We start from the raw sequence: 19,410 nt of genomic DNA, 5'->3' as shown, positions 1-19,410 counted from the left end.
AAATTTAACAGTAATTAAGTGAATATGTATAGCTGGTAGTTATGTTGATGCTGACCATTTTTTTAACTTATCCACACCCTCGGCAATCTTAGGTGCAAGTTTTAAAATTAAACCATCATCAATTTTTTTTCCATTTTGAGTTTGATTCATAAAATTTTGACCATCAAAATCTGTAAAGCTTAACCTTGCTAACATCTTATTTTTCTCAAAACCAAAGTCTGATCCTGGCAATAACGCTACACCTGTCTCCTTTAAAATATTGTCACACATTTCTGATGATGTATTGAATTTTTTATTTAAAAATTCTGGCATAAGATAAAACCCACCTTGGGGCTTATTAATTAAAACCTTGTTTGATTTTAGATTTTCATAAACATAATTACCTACTGCTTTAAGAATATTTTTAGAACTATCAATATATTTGCTATGATCATTTGTATAAGCAGTAATTGCAGCATATTGAATTGGCGCACTGACAGCAGAAAAAGTTTCACTAGCTAAAACATTAATTGAATTTTTTAAAATATTTAAAGAGTCAGGAACTATAAAATAACCCAATCTCCACCCACCTGCACCACACCATTTACTTAAACCTGTACTGATAATAGTTTTTTCAGGACAAAAACTTGAAATAGATTTGAACCCTTCATCAAAACTCAACTCAGAATAAATTTCATCTGATAAAATAATAAGATTATATTTTTTGGCAATCTCACTAATTTCTTCTAGATTTTTACAAATCTGCCCTGATGGATTATTTGGTGAATTCAAAAATAATAGATAGTTTTTATTTTTATCCCTTAAAATAACTTCTTCAATCTCAGATCCAGTAGGAAACCAATTATTTTCTCTTTTTGTTTGAATTGATTGAATTTTATTTCTTCCAAGAATTGCTTGTGGGGCATAAGAAACCCAACTCGGTGCTGGTAATATTATTTCTCCATCAAACAAAATGTGTAGTAAAAACATCAATTCTTTTGAGCCAGGACCTATAATTACATTTTCAGGTTTGTAATTATAATCTTTTTTAACTGATGTATATTTTGCAACAGCATCTCTAAGTTCATTAAGACCTTGCATTGGTAAATATTTATTTTGATAAGCATTATCTTTTAACGCATTAACAATATCAGCTGGTATTTGGAATGGAGATTGGCCAAATCCAAACTTAAATATTTTTTCACCATTGTCTTCTAGCTTTCTAGAGATTTCATTAATTTTTAAAGTAGATGATGGTTCTAGACCTTTAACTATATTTTTTAACATTTAATAATTTAATTCCTTTAAATTTTTATATTGATCTAAAACTCTTGGATTTGCTAGCGCTTCTTTATTTTTAATTTTATTTCCTTCTATTGTATTTTTTACAGCTAGTTCAACTATTTTTCCATTTTTAGTTCTTGGAATATCACCAACTACTATAATTTTAGACGGAACATGTCTTGGGGATGCATTTTTTCTAATTTGCATTCTAATTTTTTTTAATAAATCTTCATTCACTACATGTTTAGAATTTAAAACTATAAACAAAATAATTCTGACGTCATTATCCCATGCTTGACCAACAACAATAGACTCCTTGATTTCTACAAACTTTTCTACCTCAGAATATATTTCAGCAGTTCCGAGTCTCACTCCTCCAGGGTTAAGTGTCGTATCTGATCTACCATGAATAATAAAACCACCACCTTTTTTTATCTCTGCATAATCACCGTGATACCATGTGTTTAAAAAATTATTAAAATATGCTTTTTTAAATTTAATGTCATTTTTATCATTCCAAAATTTTAAAGGCATTGATGGGAAAGGATTCTTACAAACTAGTTCTCCTTTTTTATTTTTTAAAGATTCACCTTTTTCATTAAAAACATCAACATTCATACCTAAACCTTTATTTTGTATTTCACCTAGAACTACCGGCTGGTATAAATTTCCCAAGACAAAACAAGAAACAATGTCTGTGCCCCCAGAGATAGAAGATAAATGAACATTTTTTTTTATGTTCTTATATACATATTTAAATCCATCATTTGATAATGGGGATCCAGTAGAGCAAATTGTTCTTAATTTTGATAATTTATACTTATATTTTAAAGTAGGTTTAGATTTACGAAGAGCATCAATATATTTTGCACTAATACCAAATAAAGTAATTTTTTCTTTTTCAGCTATTTTTAATAGTAAATCATCTTTTTTATACATCGGCGATCCATCAAATAAAACAATAGATGCTTTTGAAGCTAAAACACTTACCAGCCAGTTCCACATCATCCATCCACAAGTAGTAAAATAAAAAACATTATCACCTTCTCTGACATCACAATGAAGCTGATGCTCTTTTTTATGCTGAAGCAAAACTCCTCCACTCCCATGACATATGCACTTTGGCTTTCCTGTGGTTCCACTTGAATATAAGATTGCAAGATCTTGCTCAAAATCAAATTTAGAAAATTGAATCTCTTCAAATTCTTGTTTCATTAACTCACTCCATTTAAGTACTTTTGATTTTTTAGATGTATATTTATTTTCTAAGTATTTTTCTCCTGGATAATTAACAATGACAACATACTTGATAGAAGGTATCTCTTTTAAAATTAAAGGAACTCTTTCTAAAGTATTTATTATTTTTCCATTATAAAAATACTTATCTACTACAAATAAAACTTTAGGGTTGATTTGTGAAAAACGTTCTACTACCCCTTTAACACCAAAATCTGGTGAGCATGAGGACCATATTGCTCCTAAAGAAGACGAGGCTATAAATGCCTCAACTGTCTCAATAGTATTAGGCATATATGCTGCAACCCTATCTTTTTTTTTAATATTAATGCTTTTTAAAAATTTAGATATCTTACTTACATTAAGGTTTAGTTCGTGCCAGCTTCTTTCTTCTCGAAAACCATTCTCACTAACGAATGTTATTGCTTTATTCTTATCATTTTTTGAGAGTAAATTTTCAGCAAAGTTTAATTTTGAATTTGGTAAAAATTTATTTTTATAAAATATTTTTGATTTTTTTATTTTAATTTTACTCTTAAATCCTTTAATTTCAGAAAAATCCCAAATTGAACTCCAAAAATTACCTGGGTTTTCAATGCTCCATTTTAAAATATTGTCATATTTTTGATTAAATCTTTTTTTGAATTTTTTTGAAATGAATTGCTCATAACTCGATAAAAGAGATTTTTTTTTCTGACTAGATGACGCTTCCCACAATTTTTTATTCATAATTTTGCTACAAAATACTAATACAGAATTGTTTTTTATTATGTTAAATTAATTAGTGTATAAAGAGCAAATGAGAACTTTTATCCTTACGATTCGGTCATGTTTTAGTCTATTTTTGTTCTTTATGAGCAACAATATGTGGTGGAGAAAATATTAGAGGTACCATCAATAGAAATGTCTAAAAATAAAATCACAGCTGTTCTCGGTCCAACAAATACCGGTAAAACTTACTTAGCAATTGAAACTATGCTTTCTTTTGATTCGGGTATGATTGGCTTTCCTCTAAGACTACTTGCACGTGAAGTGTATGACAAAATTATTGAAAAAATAAGCATAGATAAAGTTGCTTTAATTACTGGTGAAGAAAAAATCATCCCTGCAAATGCAAAATATTTTCTTTGTACAGTTGAGTCTATGCCAATTAATAAACATTTAGATTTTGTTGGGATAGACGAAATACAAATGTGTGCAGATCATGAAAGAGGTCATATTTTTACTGATAGATTATTAAATCTTCGTGGAGAAAAACTAACAATGCTTATGGGTTCAAGCACTATTAAAAGTATAGTAAATAAACTAGATGAGGATACTGAATTTATAAACAGAGAAAGACTTTCTCAACTTTCATATGTAGGTCATAAAAAAATTTCAAGAATAAATAGGAAGACAGCAATAATAGCTTTTTCAACAGAAGAAGTTTATGCAATTGCAGAGCTTGTTAGAAGACAAAAAGGTGGAGCAGCTATTGTTATGGGGTCATTAAGCCCTAAAACGAGAAATGCTCAAGTTCAATTATATCAGTCTGGTGATGTTGATTTTCTTGTTGCAACTGATGCAATAGGAATGGGAATTAATATGGATTTAGAAAATGTTTTTTTTTCAAATTTAAAAAAATTTGATGGAAGAAAGTTAAGACGTCTTAACATGTCTGAAATTGGACAAATTGCTGGAAGAGCTGGCAGATATTTAAATGATGGAAATTTTGGAATCACTGGTGACTGTAAAGAGATTTCTGCAGAGGAGGTTGAGCTGCTCGAAAATCACAAATTTGAAGAAATTAAGATGCTTTTTTGGAGAAATTCTAATTTAAATTTTAATAACGCTTTAAGTTTAATTAAATCACTTGAAGAAAAGCCTAATAGAGATTGGTTAAGAAAAATACATGAGTGTGGAGATGAAAAACTTTTAAAATATTTTTTAAAAGATATGGACGGTCACAACATTAAAAATAACCAAGAAACATTGGAATTACTTTGGGAATGTTGTCAAATTCCAGATTTTGTAAAAAAAACTTATGGCAACCATCTCGAAGTGGTTAGTAAGGTTTTTAGCTTTTTAAATGGTAAAGATGGCAAAATTACTAATGAGTATATGAGATTACAGTTAATAAAGTTGGATAAATTAGAAGGAAATGTTGATTCTTTATCAAATAGAATTGCAAATGTTAGAACTTGGTCATATGTTTCAAATAAAATTAATTGGGTTGAAAGTCAAAATTATTGGATAGAGAAAACTAAACTATTAGAAGACAGATTATCTGACAGATTACATGAAGAACTTACTAAAACTTTTATTGATAAAAGAGCAAGTGTGCTTGCAAGGGGATTAAAACAGGATATAGAATTTAAAACTGAGATAATGGAAGATAATAAAGTAATAATTGATGAGCAGTTTATTGGTGATTTGAAAGGTTTAAGATTTGAGATAGATTTAAAAGCTGGTGCACTTGAAACTGATATTAAGTCATTAAAAAAAGCAGCAAGACAAACTGTGGGCCCAGAACTGCAAAAAAGAATTCAATCTATTATTGATACAGGGTTGATAGAAATAAAAGACGATTTTAAAATTTATTGGAAAAATTTTCCAATTGCTAAATTAATAGCTGGTAAAGACTATTTAAACCCTGATATATTTTTAATAGTAGATGATATTCTGGAAAATGATGACAAACAAAAATTATCAGAGTTTATTGGAAATTGGATTAAAGAAAAAATAAAGCTCGTATTGAAAAGTCTGATTGACTTAAAAAATTTAAAAGAAAGTAACTCTTCTATTAAAGCATTGGCTTACCAATTATATGAAAATAATGGTGTTATTAAAAGAGAAGTAGTAGCTGAGTACTTAAAGAAACTTGGCCAAGATGAGAGAAAAATTTTAAGAGATTTAGGTGTTAAATTTGGAAGATACCATGTTTTTTTATTTAGATTACTAAAGCCTGAAGCTGTTTCCTTAAGAACCTTACTGTGGAAAAACTTTAATCAAAAAAACTTGAATTTAACTCCTCCTACTTTTGGCTTAAATTTTTTGGATGATAAAAATATAAGAGATAAACATTTTATGCTTCTTTGTGGCTTTGAAAATTTTGATAATTATTTTGTTAGAATTGACATTCTAGAAAGGTTGTTTGTGCTAATTATTAACGCTAGTCCCGAAAAGGATAAAGAAATTAAACTAGTACCAGAGATGCTTAATTTATTAGGATGTAGTAAAGAAAATTTTAAAAGATTAATTGAGAAAATGAATTACAAAACACTCGAAAAAGACAAGGATATTTATTTTAGGTACAGTCCACAAAAAAAAATTAAAAAGCCTTTTAAAAAGACAGTCTCTATAAACAATCCATTTAAAGTATTAAAAAATTTTAATTTTAATTAATGATAAGCTTTTTTAAAAATAAAGAAAAAGAGGAGGATACAGTGAATAATGATAAATCTTATTCTAATATTGCTGCTTTATTAATTCACGTAGCAAAAATTGACGAAAATTATGAAGATAAAGAAAAAGAGATTATTAGAAAGACTTTAATTGAATTGGGTGCAACAATTTCAAATATAGATAAATTAATCGCAGATGCGTTAGTTATTGAAGAAAATTCTAACCAAATACTAAGTTTTACAAGAGAGGTCAAAAATGCTCCAGAATCAGATAAAATTAGAATTGTTGAGTCTCTATGGAAAATTATTTATTCAGATGATAACGCAGATATGTATGAGACAAACTTGATGAGGAGACTAGCTGGTTTATTATATATAGATGCAAAGACTATGGGTGACTTAAAAGAAAAAGTAAAAAAAAAATTATCTAAATGACATACCTGGTAAATGATAAATGTATTAAATGTAAATTAATGGACTGCGTCGAAGTCTGTCCTGTTGATTGCTTTTATGAAGGCAACAATATGCTTGTAATTAAACCAGAGGAGTGTATAGATTGTGGCGTTTGTGAGCCAGAATGCCCAGTGGATGCGATTGTAGCAGATACTGAGTCTGGAAGCGAAAAATGGCTTGAAATAAATACAAAGTATAGTGAAATTTGGCCAAATATAACTGAGAAAAAAGATCCGCCTGAGGATCATGAAAAGTATAAAAATGAAGAAAACAAGTACGACAAATATTTTAGCGAAAATCTTTAAAAAAACTCCTGAGAAAAAAGTAAAAAAAAAAACTAAAGTAAAGGTAGCTAAAAAGTCTACAGCTCCTAAAGCTAAAGTTGTTAAAAAAACCAAAGTAACAAAAATAGCTATAACTAAAATTAAGAAAAATTTAAAAACAGTTTCAAAAAAAGCTGCTCCAGAAAAAGTAGAAATAAAAACTGATAATTTAAGAATTTCAAAAAGTAATGAAGTTAAACCTGAGATAAAAAAGGTTAAAAAACAAGAAACTGAAAAAAAAGAATATAAAGTTAAAGATTACGTTGTTTACCCAAAACATGGTGTTGGCCAAATTACAGAGTTTAAAAAGATTAATATTGGTGGAATTGATGTTGAGACTTATGTCCTTAAATTTGAAAAAGACAAAGCCAGTGGTATGGTTCCCGTGAATAAACAATCTCATCTTAGATCTCTTGCAACAATAAATCAGGTCAATAAATGTATATCTATTTTGAAAAGCAAACCGAAAATCAAAAGATCTATGTGGAGTAGAAGAGCACAGGAATATGAAGCAAAGATTTCTTCAGGCAAAATCTATGAACTCGCAGAAGTTGTTAGAGATTTAAATAAAGGTGACGACTTAATGGTTGATCAATCATACAGTGAAAGACAATTATTTGAAAAAGCCTATGAAAGAATTTTATCAGAATTTCAAATAGTAATGGGTGTATCGCTAGAAGATACCCAGAAAAAACTAGATAAAGCATTAAAGAGAAATTTAGAAGGTCAAGCAAAAGCTATAGCTGCACCAACGAAGATTAAAGAACCTGCTGCAGAACCTGACACAGATTCAGATTCAATTACCGATACTGAAGATTAAAAATTAGGGCAAAAAAAAACGCCTCTCACACATAACGTTATGAGAAGCGTTTTTTGAAAAGTCTAAGATACTATCTTTTTCTTTTCTTCGCTTTTTTAGCTTTTTTAGCTTTTTTCTTAGTTTTCTTTTTAGCTTTTTTAGCTTTTTTCTTTGTAGCCATCTTTAGCTCCCTGTTTAAGTTAAACGAATCAAAGTGATTCGTTGTTAGCTTATTTTTATTTTTTTATACAAGTGATGTCAATTCATTAATTAATTAACAAATTGCAAATTTATTTTTTAAAAAAAGTTTTTTTTAATTTTTTTATTATGTAAAAAACATTAATGTTTATGCGACTAATAATGTCTTTTATAAAAATTAATTAAAAAGTTTTTCTAACTCGTTTTGATAAGTTTTTATAATTTTATATCTCTTTAACTTTAAAGTAGGTGTCATCATATTGTTTTCAATTGTAAATTGATTTTTAATTACAAAAAATTTTTTTATTTTTTCTATTTTACTTAAATTTTTATTTATTTTTTCTATTTCTTTTTGAATTTCTTCATTCTTTATATTTTTATATTCCAAACTTAAAACGATTAGACAGACTAGGTAAGGTTTATTATCACCATAAACTACACTTTGTTCTATGAAATTAGATTTATTTAAATCACTCTCTATTTTAATTGGAGAAATATTATCTCCACCTGAAGTTATAATTATATCTTTTTTTCTATCTGTTATTTTTAAAAACTCACCATCAAACTCTCCTATATCGCCTGTAGATAACCATCCATTGTTTAAAACTTTATTTGTTTCTTCTTCATTATTCCAGTAACCCAACATAACATTTTCTCCTTTAACCAGAATCTCCCCATCATTTGCAATTTTAACTAAATTTCCACTAAAGGGTTTACCCACAGTTTCTACTCTAATTTCATTAATAGAATTACAGCTTACCACAGGAGATGTTTCCGTTAATCCATACCCTTGTAATGTTGGGAGACCAATTGCATTTAAAAAACAACCCACTTCCTTATCTAATGCCCCTCCTCCTGAAATAAATGCCTTTAAATTTCCACCAAATTGTTCTTTGATTTTCTTTCTTACCAAAAGATCGCAAACAAAATTTATTAAACTTTCTATTAATGAAAATGGCTCTCTATTTAATTTCTTGTTTCCAAGTTTAATAGTTTGATTGATTAAAAATTTTTTTATTCCTGCTGCTTTACTAAAATTAGTATTTATTTTTTGATGTAAATTTTGATAAAATCTTGGAACGGCCGTCATAATCTCTGGGGAGCAATTTACCATATTTTTTATAAGTTTTTCTATACTTTCAGCATAAAATACCTGTGCTCCCACAACTATTTGGACAAATTGGACTGTATGCTCGTATGAATGAGAAAGGGGTAGCCATGTCAAAAATTTAGGATTTTTTGAAATAAACTCTTTTAATAAACCAAATGCTCCTTCACAATTGTTCAAAATTCCACCATGGCTTAATACAACTCCTTTTGGATTTCCTTGGGTACCAGATGTATAAATTATACAAGCAACATCTTTTCTTTGAATTTTTACTTCAGAAAAATTTAACAAATTAAAGTTTTTATTTGCAAAGATTTGATTAATATTAACATGAAGTTCTTGATTAAACTCTTCAATTACATCGAAAAAAATTATTTTTTTTATAAATTCTTTTTTAGATATTATATTTTTTACTTTTAAATACTGTGTTTTATCAGAAATGATTAAAACAGTCGGCGAACAATCATCAATTATATACTCGTAGTCTCTTTCTGTGTAAGTTGTGTAAGCTGGAACCGTTATACCTCCTGAAAGCATAATGGATAAATCTGATATCAACCATTCAGGTCTATTTTCTGATATTAACAAGCATCTATCACCTTTTTTTATATATTTTGATATTTCTTCAGAAAGTTTAATGATATTCGAATACACGTCCTCCCAAGAATATTTGTTTTCAACTTCTTTCAAGGACTGTAAAAACACACTTGTTTTGTCTTGTGTTTGGTATTGATTATAAAATAGTTCTAATAAATTATTAATTTTTTTTATTTCCATAAAATATTGGTGGGCGAAGAGAGAATCGAACTCTCACTTCTTACGAAACACGATTTTGAGTCGTGCGCGTCTACCAGTTCCGCCACTCGCCCTTTGTTTTCCTTATTATAACTATAAAATTAAATAGTATAAGAACATAATTTATATTAAAAACAACAAAATGCTTAATGAATTATATCAAAAAACTTTAAAACTTGCTGCTCATAAGAGATCAAATACTTATCTTGCAATTTTATCTTTTACTGAAAGTTCTTTTTTTCCAATCCCACCTGACGTTATGATTGCTCCAATGGTTATTGCAAAAAAAAATGATTATTTAAAAATTTTTTTAATTGCTACTTTATTTTCTTCACTTGGAGGTCTCCTTGGATATTTCATTGGATCTTATTTTTTTGATCTTGGAATGATTGTAGTAGAATTTTATAATTATGAAGAGAAGGTAATTAATCTTAAAAATAGCTTATCTGAAGGAAGTGGTCTTTATGTGTGGCTTGCTACTTTATTTCTTGCTGGATTTACACCTTTGCCCTTTAAAGTGTTCACAATAACTAGTGGCATGATTGGTTTTAATTTGCCTATATTTTTCATTATTTGTCTATTTTCTAGAGGGTTAAGATTTTTTATCGTCTCATACCTATCATATAAATTTGGTGATATTTTTAGCAAATTTATGAAAACTGATGCTGCAAAATGGTTTACAATTTTGGGTATTATAATTGTATTAATTTTTGCCTTAATATATTTTTAATTAAATAACACAAATATGATTAACCGAAAAACTACACTTCATCTTATATTGTTATTCAGTATTTTTGCTGTTTCAGCAGCCTATTTTATTGAATATATTTTAGGTCATCAACCTTGCAATCTTTGTTTAATTGAAAGAATACCTTATGTCGTTTCAATAGTTATAATTTTACTTTTTATTTTTATTCAAAAGTTTGAAAGATTTTTTTTAATAATTTTAAGTATTACATTCATTATAGCGTTCATTATATCCTTTTATCATTTTGGGATAGAACAAGGTTTCATAAAAGAATCTTTAGTTTGTAACTTAAATTCTAACAATACTAATTTGACTAAAGAAGCGCTCTTAAATCAGCTAAAAGAAGTCACAGTTAGCTGTAAAGATGCAACTTTTAAAATTTTTGGATTATCTCTTGCTACAATAAATATTTTTATCTCTTTAATAATTACAATTATAACTATAAAATTTTTCTTAACTTATGAAAAAAACAAATAAAGAAAAAGTAAAAGAATTTATTCGAGTTGATCACGCAGGTGAACGAGGTGCAGTAAAAATTTACGAAGGTCAATTATTGGCTCTAAATACATTTGTTAAAGATGAAAATCTAAAAAAGAAAATTGAAGAAATGAAAATCCATGAAAAAGAGCACTGTGAGTATTTTGAAAATGAAATTAAAAAAAGAAATATAAAACCAACAAAATTCTTACCTTTGTGGGATTTACTTGGTGTCGGACTTGGTTTTGGTTCAACAATCTTGGGGAAGAAAGCTGCTATGCTATGCACTGCTTCAGTAGAAGAAGTAATTGATGAACATTATCTAAATCAAATTAATGCATTAGAAAATGATGAGAAAAAATTAAAAGAAAAAATAATTAAGTTTAGAGAAGATGAACTGCATCATAAAGATATAGCCTATAAAGAAGGTGCAACTAAAAAAGGAATGTATTCTATTTTAGATAAAATTATTAAAACTGGATCAAAAATTGCTATTAATATTTCTGAAAAAATATAATTAAGCTTCTAGCTCAACATCCCAATACAAATAATCCATCCAACTCTTATGTAAGAAATTAGGAGGGAAATTTTTGCCATTTTTGTGTAGGTCTTCCGTAGATGGTTGATATGGCTCCTGATTTAACGTCATATCTGAATTTTTTAATAATCTTCCACCTTTTTTTACATTGCATGAAGAGCAAGCGGTTATAACATTATTCCAATTAGTTTGCCCTCCTTTAGATCTTGGAAGTAGATGGTCAAAAGTAAGCTCTTCACCACTTCCACAGTATTGACAGGAAAATTTATCTCTTAAAAAAACGTTAAATCTAGTGAAACTAGGGTTGGACTGTGGTTTTATAAAACTTTTTAATGCAATAACACTTGGCAATCTCATATTAAATGATGGGCTTCTAATAACTCTGTCATAATTGCTAACTATGGTAACTCTATCTAAAAAAACAGATTTTATAGAATCTTGCCAGTTCCATAAAGACAATGGATAATAACTTAAAGGTCTATAATCAGCATTTAAGACTAATGCAGGACATTTTTCTAAAGACAAATTTTGATCATTAAAAATCATTATAAAAATTCTAACTGAAAAAAATTAATTTATCAATAAATAGAATTTAATTATATTTGAAAATTATTTTTAATATAATTTAAAGCTACACTTGAAGCTTCAATTGAAATATGATGCTCGCAATTCCCTATCATTTTTGTTTCAATTTCAACATTATTTCTAATTAAGAAATCTTTTGCCTCTAATAAAAATGTTGGTGACACAACTGCATCTTTATCTCCATGTATCAAGAGCATTTTAGTAGAAGAAGATTTTCTTTTGCTAAGATCATCTTGATTTATTATTTTACCAGAAAAACCAACAACACAATTATAATTTTGATTACCAGTTAAACCTAAGTTAATAGACATCATACATCCTTGGCTAAATCCTGATAAACAAACTTGAGAATTTTTAAGATTATACTCACTTTTAACTTCTTCAATATATTTTTGAATTTTAGTTTCTGCTTTTTTAGATTCTTCTAGAATATAACTTGGATCATCTTTAGTTAAATCAAACCATTGAAAACCTGCTGGATTAATTTTACATTCTTCATGACCATCTGGGCATAAAAAAATAGTATTAGGTAGAAATCTTTTCCAATTTAAGGTCAACATACTTATATCTTTTCCATCACCACCATAACCATGGAGTAAAATAATAGCATTATTAATTGGTATATCTTTTTCTGGCTTAATAATTGTAGTTGATAGACAAAGTGTCATAGATGTTTTTATTATGTTTTTTTTATTAAAAACTATTCTACAATAGTATTATGATAACAGGAACATTAGTTAAAATTTTAGGTATTGTACTTTTAATAGTCGTAGCAGTTGTCTTGGTCTTAGGTATAGGAACCTTATTCAAAGGTGGTGAAACTAGCAAAAAATATTCAAATAAATTAATGCAGTACAGAGTACTTTTTCAATTTATAGCCATAATTGTTTTAGTTTGTTTTGCTTATTTTTTTAAAAATTAATCGTATTGTTTTAGCCAATTAATAAACTCTAAGTTATTAAAATCAATAGATCCAATAATACGTCCAAACTCTTCACCTTTTTTATTAAATAAAATAGTTGTGGGAACCCCCCTTAAAGAAAATTTTTTAGCTAGAGTAATTGGTGCATCAAAATAGATTTCTAGATTTTGAATGTCTAGTTCTTTAAAAAAGGCATCTGATTTAGAGAGGTTTTCTTGACCAATATTAATAGGAAAAACTTTTAAATTATCAAAATTACTATTTGATTGTAAGTCATCTAGTGATGGCATCTCCTCTCTACAGGGGGCGCACCAAGTAGCCCAAAAATTTAATATTAGCAATTTTCCTTTGAAATCATCTAAGTTTACATCATAATTGTTTGAATCCTTAAAAACTACTTCTTCATATATTTTTGGATTTTTTGATAGAACTAAATTTTTTATATTAGGTTTTTCTAGAGCATAACTAATGTTGCTAGTTATTAGGTAGATAAATATTAATAATAATTTCATACTAAATATGTATAATTAATTATCATGGTAAAAAATAAAAACAATATGGCAATATGGGGATCAAGAATAAAAAAAGATGCCTCAACCTTATTCCAAAAAGTTGGTAATTCAATAGAAATTGATAAAAAACTTTTTCAAGAAGATATTTTAGGATCAATTGTGCATGTTGAGATGTTATTTAGACAAAAAATTATTTCTTTTAAAATTAAGAATAAAATAATTTTTGGACTTAATAAAATTGAGAAAGAAATTTTAAAAAATAAATTTGAATATAATAGAAAGTATGAAGATATTCATATGAATATTGAAAAAAGATTATTTCAAATTATAGGAGAAGAGGCCGGATATGTTCACACAGCTAGATCTAGAAATGATCAGGTGATTACTGATTTTAAAATGTGGACAACTTCAGCAACTAAAGAAATTAATAAGAATTTAGACAATATCATTAAGACCATTCTCAAAATTTCAGAAAAAAATATTGAAACCATAATGCCTGGGTTTACTCATTTAAAAAATGCACAAGCAGTCTCTTTTGCTCACTATTTGATGTCTTATGTTGAAATGTTCAATAGAGACAAAAAAAGATTTACCTATAATTTAGAAAGTTTGTCAGAGAGTCCACTGGGTGTTGCCGCTTTAACGGGTACTTCTTTTAATATTGATAGAAATTTTACTTCAAAAAAACTAGGATTTAAAAGACCAACGAATAATTCAATTGATACTGTTGCAGATAGAGATTTTGTTTTAGATTTTTTATATAGTGCTTCTGTTTGTTCGATGCATATTTCAAGAATCGCTGAAGAGCTTATTATTTGGAACTCTGATGGATTCAATCTAATTACACTTTCAGACAAAGTGGTAACTGGTTCTTCAATAATGCCTCAAAAGAAAAATCCTGATTTATTAGAATACTTAAGAGGGAAAACTGGAATGGTTTATGGAAATTTATTTTCAATGCTGACAATTCTTAAAGGACTTCCCATATCCTATTTTAAAGATCTTCAAGATGACAAAGAAATACTCTTCAAATCTAATGAAATACTTAATAATAGTATTGCTATTCTTAATGAGGTTTTAAAAAATCTAAAACCCAATAAACAACAAATGTTAAACCTTGCTAACTCAGGCTATATTACGGCTACTGACTTAGCTGACTATCTTGTTAAAAATCACTCAATGCCATTTAGAAAAGCATACCAAACTACTGCCTCTATTGTAAATTATGCAGAAAAGAAAAAGAAAAAATTGAATGAATTAAATATTGATGAGCTAATGAAAATTGAACCAAGGCTTACAATTGAAGTTTTAAAGATATTTAATGTAAAAAACTCTGTAAACTCTAAAAAATCTTACGGTGGAACGTCTTTTGATAATATCAAAAGAATGATAATGAAATATAAAAAAGCTTAAAATGATAAAACAGTTAATTTTAATTTCTATAATTTGTTCTTTCTTATTTTCATGTGGAAAAAAGGGAGATCCCCAATATGAGGGGAATGAAATAGTTTTTCCAAAGTCAGTAGATTGATGAAATATATAAATAAAAACTTAACAATTGAAAAAGTTAATGTTCAAAAAATAGCAAAAAAGTTTGGTACACCAACTTATTGTTATTCACACAAACAATTGACAGAAAACATAAAAAAATTTAAAAAAAATTTTAGCTCTTTTTCTCCGTTAATCTGTTTTGCTGTTAAATCTAATACCAATGTACACCTAATAAGAGAAATTAAAAAATTAGGGTTAGGTGCTGATGTTGTTTCAATGGGTGAGTTAATGATGGCTCTAAAAGCAGGTATAGAACCAAAAAAAATTGTTTTTTCGGGGGTGGGTAAAACCTCAACTGAAATAAGTTATGCAATTGATAAAAAAATTTTATTAATAAATGCTGAGTCTAAAAGTGAAATTATTGAAATTGAAAAAATTGCAAGATTAAAAAAAAGAATAGTTAATATAGGCATTAGACTTAATCCCAATACAGATGCTAAGACATTAAAACAAATTTCAACTGGAAAAAAAGAAAATAAATTTGGCGTAGATGAAAAAACTTTTTTTGAATTAGTAAATTTTACAAATTATTCTAAAAACATTAATCTTAAATGCTTAAGTGTTCATATTGGCAGTCAAATTTTAGATCACAAACCATATGAAAAAATGCTCAATGTGGTAAATAAAATAATAAAAAAAAGTGATCATACCTTTGAATTTATTGATCTAGGTGGAGGTATGGGCATTTCTTATGAAAAAAATAGTAAAAAACTAAACTATCAAAAATACAACATTGCTATACAAAAATTTTTAAAGGGTCAAAAAGCAAAAATAATATTTGAACCGGGGCGATCTATAGTTGGTAATATTGGATTTTTAATTTCTCAAGTTATTTATATAAAAGAAAATATTAAAAAAGACTTTATCATATTAGATGCTGCAATGAATGATCTTATGAGACCAGCATTATATGGTGCAAATCATCAAACTATACCTGTTGTAAAAAATAGTAATATTTCAAAAAAAACCTATGAATTTGTTGGGCCAATTTGTGAAAGTACTGATAAATTTACAACTATAAAAGGTTTTCAGAAATTAAAGGAAAAAGATCTTGTGGTAATGTGTGATGTTGGGGCTTATGGAATGTCACTAAGTTCAAATTATAACGTAAGACCAAAACCGCCAGAATTAATAATTAAAGGGTCTAAGATTAATATTATTAAGAAAAGACAAAAACTAAAAGATTTGATTTAGTTTTTGATTAGCATGATAAGAAACTTTTTATTTTCATTATTTTTTTTTTCAGGAATAATTTTTATTTCCGTAATCTTTTTACCAGCAATCTTACTACCAAAGAAAATAGTGTTATTTGGTGGAAAAATTATGGGCTTTTGGACGTCTTTATGTTTAAAAATATTTTTATCAACTAAGATAATCATTAAAGGCAAAGAGAATATAATTAATGGAAAAAAATTTTTTATAGCTGCTTCACACCAGTCAATGTTTGAAACTTTTTTTTTACAAACTATCTTTAACTCTCCTGTTTTTATTTTAAAAAAAGAATTACTAATGATTCCTGTATTTGGTTGGTATTTGAAAAAAATAGGATCAATATCAATTAAAAGAAACAAAATTTCTAAAGAAAACTTGGGTTTTTTTGATGATATTTCTAAACAAGTAAATTCATCAGAAAGACCATTAATAATTTTTCCACAAGGAACAAGGCTATCTCCAGAGGATAGAACTCCTTTTAAAAAAGGATCTAGTAGAATTTATGAAGAATTAAATATTTCATGTCAGCCAATTGCAATCAATTCTGGGAATACTTGGCCAAAGTATGGTCAAAAAAAAATTAACACCACTCTAACAGTTTCAATTTTAAAACCTATTGAACCCGGATTGAGCAAAGAAATTTTTACAAAGGAATTGGAAAATACAATTTATTCTGAACTTGATACTTTGAACTAGCCTTTCATAGGCATTACAACAAATATACTATCAAAATCACCTGGATCTTTAATTAATGCCGGAGACCCTGTATCATTGAAAAAAATTTCAATCTTATCTCCATCAAGTTGTGATGCCACATCAATTAAATATCTAGAATTAAAACTTATTTCTAAATCATGATCAAACTTTACACTTAAACTTTCTTTTCCATCGCCACTATTTGTGTTGTTAACTGATAAGTTCAGAATATCTTTGGACAAATTAAATTTAACTCCGTCTTTTTTATCCAATGAAACTGAAGCAACTCGATCAACTGAGTCTAAAAATAATTTTAAATCTATTTCTAACTTCTTTTGATTATTCTTAGGTATTACCTGAATATAGTTTGGAAATTTTCCATCGATTAACTTAGATATCAATATGCTATTATTTAGTTCAAACTTTATTTTAGATTTAATATTTGAAATTTTAACATCACCATCATAACTTTCTAGCAACGAACATAGTTGAAAAATTGTTTTTTTAGGAAGTATTATTGGTTCAAAATCTACTTGCTGGTCTAATCTTATTTTTGAAATAGACATTCTATGACTATCTGTAGCTGCTGCTGTTAAAAAATTTTTATCTTCTACTTGCGTTTGATGAAAAAAAATTCCACTTAGGTAATGTCTAGTTTCATCATTAGAAACTGAAAATTTACATTTATTTAATAATTTTAGTAATTGTTTTGATTTTATAGAAAATTCATTTTGATTAAAGTTTTCGTCTGTTAGCGGAAACTCAGATGCACTAATACAATTTAGATTAAAAACAGATTTTTCAGACTCAACTTGAAGTTTACTAACATCCGTCAAAGATAAATTAATTTTTTTTCCTGATGAAAATTTTCTTATGATATCATAGATGGTAGATGAGGTAGTGGTTGTGTTTCCTTCTTCTATAACTTCAACATTGTTAATTTGATGAATAAATATTAAATCTAAATCAGTTGCGGTAATTGTTAGATTTGAATTGCTAGCATTTAATAAAACATTTGACAAAATAGGAAGTGTGCTTCTTTTTTCAATTACACCTTGGCAATAATTAAGTGCTTGTTGCAGGTCTTGTTGATTAACGTTAAATTTCATTTTCTTTATTATACAATATCTGATTTTTTAGATTATTGATATTGTTTGTCATTTCTGGATCTTTTTCCTTCAATTTTTCAATTGTTTTAACCGAGTGAATGATTGTTGTGTGGTCTCTATTAGAAAACTCTCTCCCAATCTCAGGCAATGACTTAGATGTTAAAATTTTTGTTAAATATATTGCTGTTTGTCTTGGTCTTACAAGGTATCTAGATCTTCTTGAAGAAAGCATCTCACTTTTACTAATTTTAAAGAACTTACATACAGTAGATTGTATTAAATCTATCGTTACTTTATTTTCTCCAATATTTAACAGATCTTTTAAAACTACTTTAACTTCTGATAAATTTGGAACTTTGTTGTAAATTCTTGAAAAAGAAACAACTCTATTAATTGCTCCTACTAACTCTCTAATACTTGTCGTTATTTCTGCGCTTATAAATTTTTGTATTTCTTCTGAAATATTTACTTGATTTGAATAAAAAATGTTTAGTTCCTCTGTTTTTTGCTTAACAATTTTACTTCTAAGTTCATAGTCTGGTTTTTGTATATCAACAACAAGACCTCCAGCAAATCTTGATTTAATTCTATCTTGGATTCTTGATAATTTGTTTGGAGCTCTGTCGGCAGAGATTATCACTTGTGAGCCTTTATCTAATAATGCATTAAACGTATGAAAAAACTCTTCTTGCATTGCCTCTTTACCATTCATGAATTGAATATCGTCTATTAATAATATGTCAGTATTTCTAAAATACTCTTTAAACTTTACCATATCATTAGATTTAATTGATTTTACAAACTGATACATAAATCTCTCAGCAGAAATAAACATAACTTTGTTTTTTTCTTTTAATGACAGACCAATTGAATTTAATAAATGTGTTTTTCCCATTCCAACACCCCCATAAATATAAAGCGGATTATAATGAGAAATATTTTCTGAAACTTTCATCGATGCTTCATAGGCTAGTTTATTACTTGTTCCTGTTATAAAATTATCAAATCTTTTATTTGGATCTATTCTGTTGTATTGCAAATATGTATCTTTAATGAAGGATACATTTTCATTGTTTTCATTTTTAGTAATATTATTTTCTTTTTCATTTTCAGAGTTTTTTTCAATAATCTTAAACTCTATTCTTGTTAAATCTTTCTTATAAATTTTTACTATTTGCAAAATTTGATCTAAATATCTTGAGGTAATCCAGTCTCGAATAAATCTAGTAGAAACTGAAAGTAAGACATAACTATTCATCTCTTCAACAAAGTCTATCTTTCTAAGCCAGCTTTCATATATATCGCTGCCTAGTTTATTTTTCATGTCCTTTTGAATTATAGCCCAATCTAGAGCTTCAGAAGATACGCTTTTTAAATTTTGTGTTGTGTTTTTACTTGTCATAAAAATTTGTAGGAATAAGTTCAGTTAGAAGTAAAATAATTTTTTTGCAATAAATAATTTTATAAAAGCAAAATTAAAAAAAATCTATATTTGCAATAAA

Annotated in this window: 19 protein-coding genes and 1 tRNA gene; 11 read left to right on the top strand and 9 right to left on the bottom strand. The window is 27.4% G+C overall.

The window, feature by feature from the left end; genetic code table 11:
* Window positions 1–39: 39 nt before the first annotated feature.
* The gene (locus ABXT48_RS00100) at window positions 40–1,266 is read right to left on the bottom strand and encodes a pyridoxal phosphate-dependent aminotransferase (RefSeq protein WP_415286489.1); all 1,227 of its coding nucleotides are present in this window, start codon (window positions 1,264–1,266) and stop codon (window positions 40–42) included.
* Complete coding sequence (locus ABXT48_RS00095; protein WP_415286488.1) at window positions 1,267–3,228, bottom strand: acetoacetate--CoA ligase; 1,962 nt, start codon at window positions 3,226–3,228, stop codon at window positions 1,267–1,269.
* A gap of 174 nt (window positions 3,229–3,402) precedes the next feature.
* On the opposite strand from ABXT48_RS00095, the gene ABXT48_RS00090 reads away from it, so the two are divergent.
* From ABXT48_RS00090 to ABXT48_RS00075, 4 genes are read left to right on the top strand one after another with little or no spacing between them, the layout of a single operon-like run.
* Window positions 3,403–5,883, top strand: a complete 2,481-nt coding sequence (locus ABXT48_RS00090) for a helicase-related protein (protein ID WP_415286487.1) — start codon at window positions 3,403–3,405, stop codon at window positions 5,881–5,883.
* Window positions 5,883–6,317 carry a TerB family tellurite resistance protein gene (locus tag ABXT48_RS00085; RefSeq protein ID WP_415302968.1) on the top strand — a complete coding sequence of 145 codons (435 nt, stop codon included), beginning with the start codon at window positions 5,883–5,885 and terminating at the stop codon, window positions 6,315–6,317. Before ABXT48_RS00090 ends, ABXT48_RS00085 begins: the two co-directional genes overlap by 1 nt.
* Complete coding sequence (gene fdxA / locus ABXT48_RS00080; RefSeq protein ID WP_415286485.1) at window positions 6,314–6,640, top strand: ferredoxin FdxA; 327 nt, start codon at window positions 6,314–6,316, stop codon at window positions 6,638–6,640. The genes ABXT48_RS00085 and fdxA overlap by 4 nt, the downstream gene beginning before the upstream one ends.
* Window positions 6,582–7,478, top strand: coding sequence for a CarD family transcriptional regulator (locus tag ABXT48_RS00075; protein ID WP_415302966.1), 897 nt, complete (start codon window positions 6,582–6,584; stop codon window positions 7,476–7,478). The genes fdxA and ABXT48_RS00075 overlap by 59 nt, the downstream gene beginning before the upstream one ends.
* A gap of 355 nt (window positions 7,479–7,833) precedes the next feature.
* Here ABXT48_RS00075 and ABXT48_RS00070 read toward each other — a convergent pair whose 3' ends face one another.
* Together ABXT48_RS00070 and ABXT48_RS00065 are read right to left on the bottom strand one after the other, a co-directional pair.
* Complete coding sequence (locus tag ABXT48_RS00070) at window positions 7,834–9,540, bottom strand: AMP-dependent synthetase/ligase (protein ID WP_415302964.1); 1,707 nt, start codon at window positions 9,538–9,540, stop codon at window positions 7,834–7,836.
* A gap of 7 nt (window positions 9,541–9,547) precedes the next feature.
* A tRNA-Leu gene (locus ABXT48_RS00065) sits at window positions 9,548–9,632 on the bottom strand.
* 68 nt (window positions 9,633–9,700) lie between these two features.
* Between ABXT48_RS00065 and ABXT48_RS00060 the strand changes: the two genes are divergently transcribed.
* The 3 genes from ABXT48_RS00060 to ABXT48_RS00050 are packed head-to-tail and all read left to right on the top strand — an operon-like array spanning window position 9,701 to window position 11,300.
* Window positions 9,701–10,288, top strand: coding sequence for a YqaA family protein (locus tag ABXT48_RS00060; protein WP_415286482.1), 588 nt, complete (start codon window positions 9,701–9,703; stop codon window positions 10,286–10,288).
* A gap of 15 nt (window positions 10,289–10,303) precedes the next feature.
* Complete coding sequence (locus tag ABXT48_RS00055) at window positions 10,304–10,783, top strand: disulfide bond formation protein B (RefSeq protein WP_415286481.1); 480 nt, start codon at window positions 10,304–10,306, stop codon at window positions 10,781–10,783.
* The gene (locus tag ABXT48_RS00050) at window positions 10,767–11,300 is read left to right on the top strand and encodes a demethoxyubiquinone hydroxylase family protein (protein WP_271518982.1); all 534 of its coding nucleotides are present in this window, start codon (window positions 10,767–10,769) and stop codon (window positions 11,298–11,300) included. The genes ABXT48_RS00055 and ABXT48_RS00050 overlap by 17 nt, the downstream gene beginning before the upstream one ends.
* On the opposite strand, the gene ABXT48_RS00045 is transcribed toward ABXT48_RS00050, so the two are convergent.
* On the bottom strand, window positions 11,301–11,867 hold the full coding sequence (locus ABXT48_RS00045) for an HNH endonuclease (protein WP_415286480.1): 567 nt from the start codon (window positions 11,865–11,867) through the stop codon (window positions 11,301–11,303). It lies immediately after the preceding gene.
* Window positions 11,868–11,917: 50 nt separating this feature from the next.
* Window positions 11,918–12,574: an alpha/beta hydrolase gene (locus tag ABXT48_RS00040; RefSeq protein WP_415286479.1), complete on the bottom strand. Its 657-nt coding sequence runs from the start codon at window positions 12,572–12,574 to the stop codon at window positions 11,918–11,920.
* A gap of 50 nt (window positions 12,575–12,624) precedes the next feature.
* Between ABXT48_RS00040 and ABXT48_RS00035 the strand changes: the two genes are divergently transcribed.
* Complete coding sequence (locus ABXT48_RS00035; RefSeq protein ID WP_415286478.1) at window positions 12,625–12,828, top strand: twin transmembrane helix small protein; 204 nt, start codon at window positions 12,625–12,627, stop codon at window positions 12,826–12,828.
* On the opposite strand, the gene ABXT48_RS00030 is transcribed toward ABXT48_RS00035, so the two are convergent.
* Entirely contained in the window at window positions 12,825–13,340 is a 516-nt protein-coding gene (locus tag ABXT48_RS00030) for a TlpA family protein disulfide reductase (protein ID WP_415286477.1), read from the bottom strand. The two genes, ABXT48_RS00035 and ABXT48_RS00030, sit on opposite strands and share 4 nt — an antisense overlap.
* 24 nt (window positions 13,341–13,364) lie before the next feature.
* On the opposite strand from ABXT48_RS00030, the gene argH reads away from it, so the two are divergent.
* The 3 genes from argH (at window position 13,365) to ABXT48_RS00015 (ending at window position 16,799) form a co-directional block, all read left to right on the top strand.
* Entirely contained in the window at window positions 13,365–14,753 is a 1,389-nt protein-coding gene (gene argH / locus ABXT48_RS00025; RefSeq protein WP_415286476.1) for an argininosuccinate lyase, read from the top strand.
* Between the two features lie 117 nt (window positions 14,754–14,870).
* A complete protein-coding gene (gene lysA, locus ABXT48_RS00020; protein ID WP_415286475.1) occupies window positions 14,871–16,085 on the top strand; it encodes a diaminopimelate decarboxylase in 1,215 nt (404 codons plus the stop codon).
* Between the two features lie 12 nt (window positions 16,086–16,097).
* On the top strand, window positions 16,098–16,799 hold the full coding sequence (locus ABXT48_RS00015) for a lysophospholipid acyltransferase family protein (protein WP_415302962.1): 702 nt from the start codon (window positions 16,098–16,100) through the stop codon (window positions 16,797–16,799).
* Here ABXT48_RS00015 and dnaN read toward each other — a convergent pair.
* Both dnaN and dnaA read right to left on the bottom strand, forming a co-directional pair.
* Entirely contained in the window at window positions 16,796–17,908 is a 1,113-nt protein-coding gene (dnaN, locus tag ABXT48_RS00010) for a DNA polymerase III subunit beta (protein WP_415286473.1), read from the bottom strand. The two genes, ABXT48_RS00015 and dnaN, sit on opposite strands and share 4 nt — an antisense overlap.
* Window positions 17,898–19,310: a chromosomal replication initiator protein DnaA gene (dnaA, locus tag ABXT48_RS00005; RefSeq protein ID WP_415302960.1), complete on the bottom strand. Its 1,413-nt coding sequence runs from the start codon at window positions 19,308–19,310 to the stop codon at window positions 17,898–17,900. Before dnaA ends, dnaN begins: the two co-directional genes overlap by 11 nt.
* Window positions 19,311–19,410: the final 100 nt, after the last annotated feature.

The organism is Candidatus Pelagibacter sp. Uisw_101, from assembly GCF_047727615.1.
Classification (GTDB): Bacteria; Pseudomonadota; Alphaproteobacteria; order Pelagibacterales; family Pelagibacteraceae; genus Pelagibacter.
The sequence above is the reverse complement of the archived record's forward strand: the minus strand, read 5'-3'. Positions and strand labels throughout refer to the sequence as shown.

Coding starts and splice junctions, on each gene's coding strand:
- ABXT48_RS00045 (WP_415286480.1), bottom strand. CDS start 11,867: ATGATTTTTAATGATCAAAATTTGTCTTTAGAAAAATGTCCTGCATTA.
- ABXT48_RS00090 (WP_415286487.1), top strand. CDS start 3,403: ATGTCTAAAAATAAAATCACAGCTGTTCTCGGTCCAACAAATACCGGT.
- ABXT48_RS00040 (WP_415286479.1), bottom strand. CDS start 12,574: ATGACACTTTGTCTATCAACTACAATTATTAAGCCAGAAAAAGATATA.
- ABXT48_RS00075 (WP_415302966.1), top strand. CDS start 6,582: ATGAAAAGTATAAAAATGAAGAAAACAAGTACGACAAATATTTTAGCG.
- ABXT48_RS00035 (WP_415286478.1), top strand. CDS start 12,625: ATGATAACAGGAACATTAGTTAAAATTTTAGGTATTGTACTTTTAATA.
- ABXT48_RS00100 (WP_415286489.1), bottom strand. CDS start 1,266: ATGTTAAAAAATATAGTTAAAGGTCTAGAACCATCATCTACTTTAAAA.
- dnaN (WP_415286473.1), bottom strand. CDS start 17,908: ATGAAATTTAACGTTAATCAACAAGACCTGCAACAAGCACTTAATTAT.
- dnaA (WP_415302960.1), bottom strand. CDS start 19,310: ATGACAAGTAAAAACACAACACAAAATTTAAAAAGCGTATCTTCTGAA.
- ABXT48_RS00085 (WP_415302968.1), top strand. CDS start 5,883: ATGATAAGCTTTTTTAAAAATAAAGAAAAAGAGGAGGATACAGTGAAT.
- ABXT48_RS00060 (WP_415286482.1), top strand. CDS start 9,701: ATGCTTAATGAATTATATCAAAAAACTTTAAAACTTGCTGCTCATAAG.
- ABXT48_RS00055 (WP_415286481.1), top strand. CDS start 10,304: ATGATTAACCGAAAAACTACACTTCATCTTATATTGTTATTCAGTATT.
- lysA (WP_415286475.1), top strand. CDS start 14,871: ATGAAATATATAAATAAAAACTTAACAATTGAAAAAGTTAATGTTCAA.
- ABXT48_RS00050 (WP_271518982.1), top strand. CDS start 10,767: ATGAAAAAAACAAATAAAGAAAAAGTAAAAGAATTTATTCGAGTTGAT.
- ABXT48_RS00070 (WP_415302964.1), bottom strand. CDS start 9,540: ATGGAAATAAAAAAAATTAATAATTTATTAGAACTATTTTATAATCAA.
- ABXT48_RS00015 (WP_415302962.1), top strand. CDS start 16,098: ATGATAAGAAACTTTTTATTTTCATTATTTTTTTTTTCAGGAATAATT.
- ABXT48_RS00030 (WP_415286477.1), bottom strand. CDS start 13,340: ATGAAATTATTATTAATATTTATCTACCTAATAACTAGCAACATTAGT.
- ABXT48_RS00095 (WP_415286488.1), bottom strand. CDS start 3,228: ATGAATAAAAAATTGTGGGAAGCGTCATCTAGTCAGAAAAAAAAATCT.
- argH (WP_415286476.1), top strand. CDS start 13,365: ATGGTAAAAAATAAAAACAATATGGCAATATGGGGATCAAGAATAAAA.
- fdxA (WP_415286485.1), top strand. CDS start 6,314: ATGACATACCTGGTAAATGATAAATGTATTAAATGTAAATTAATGGAC.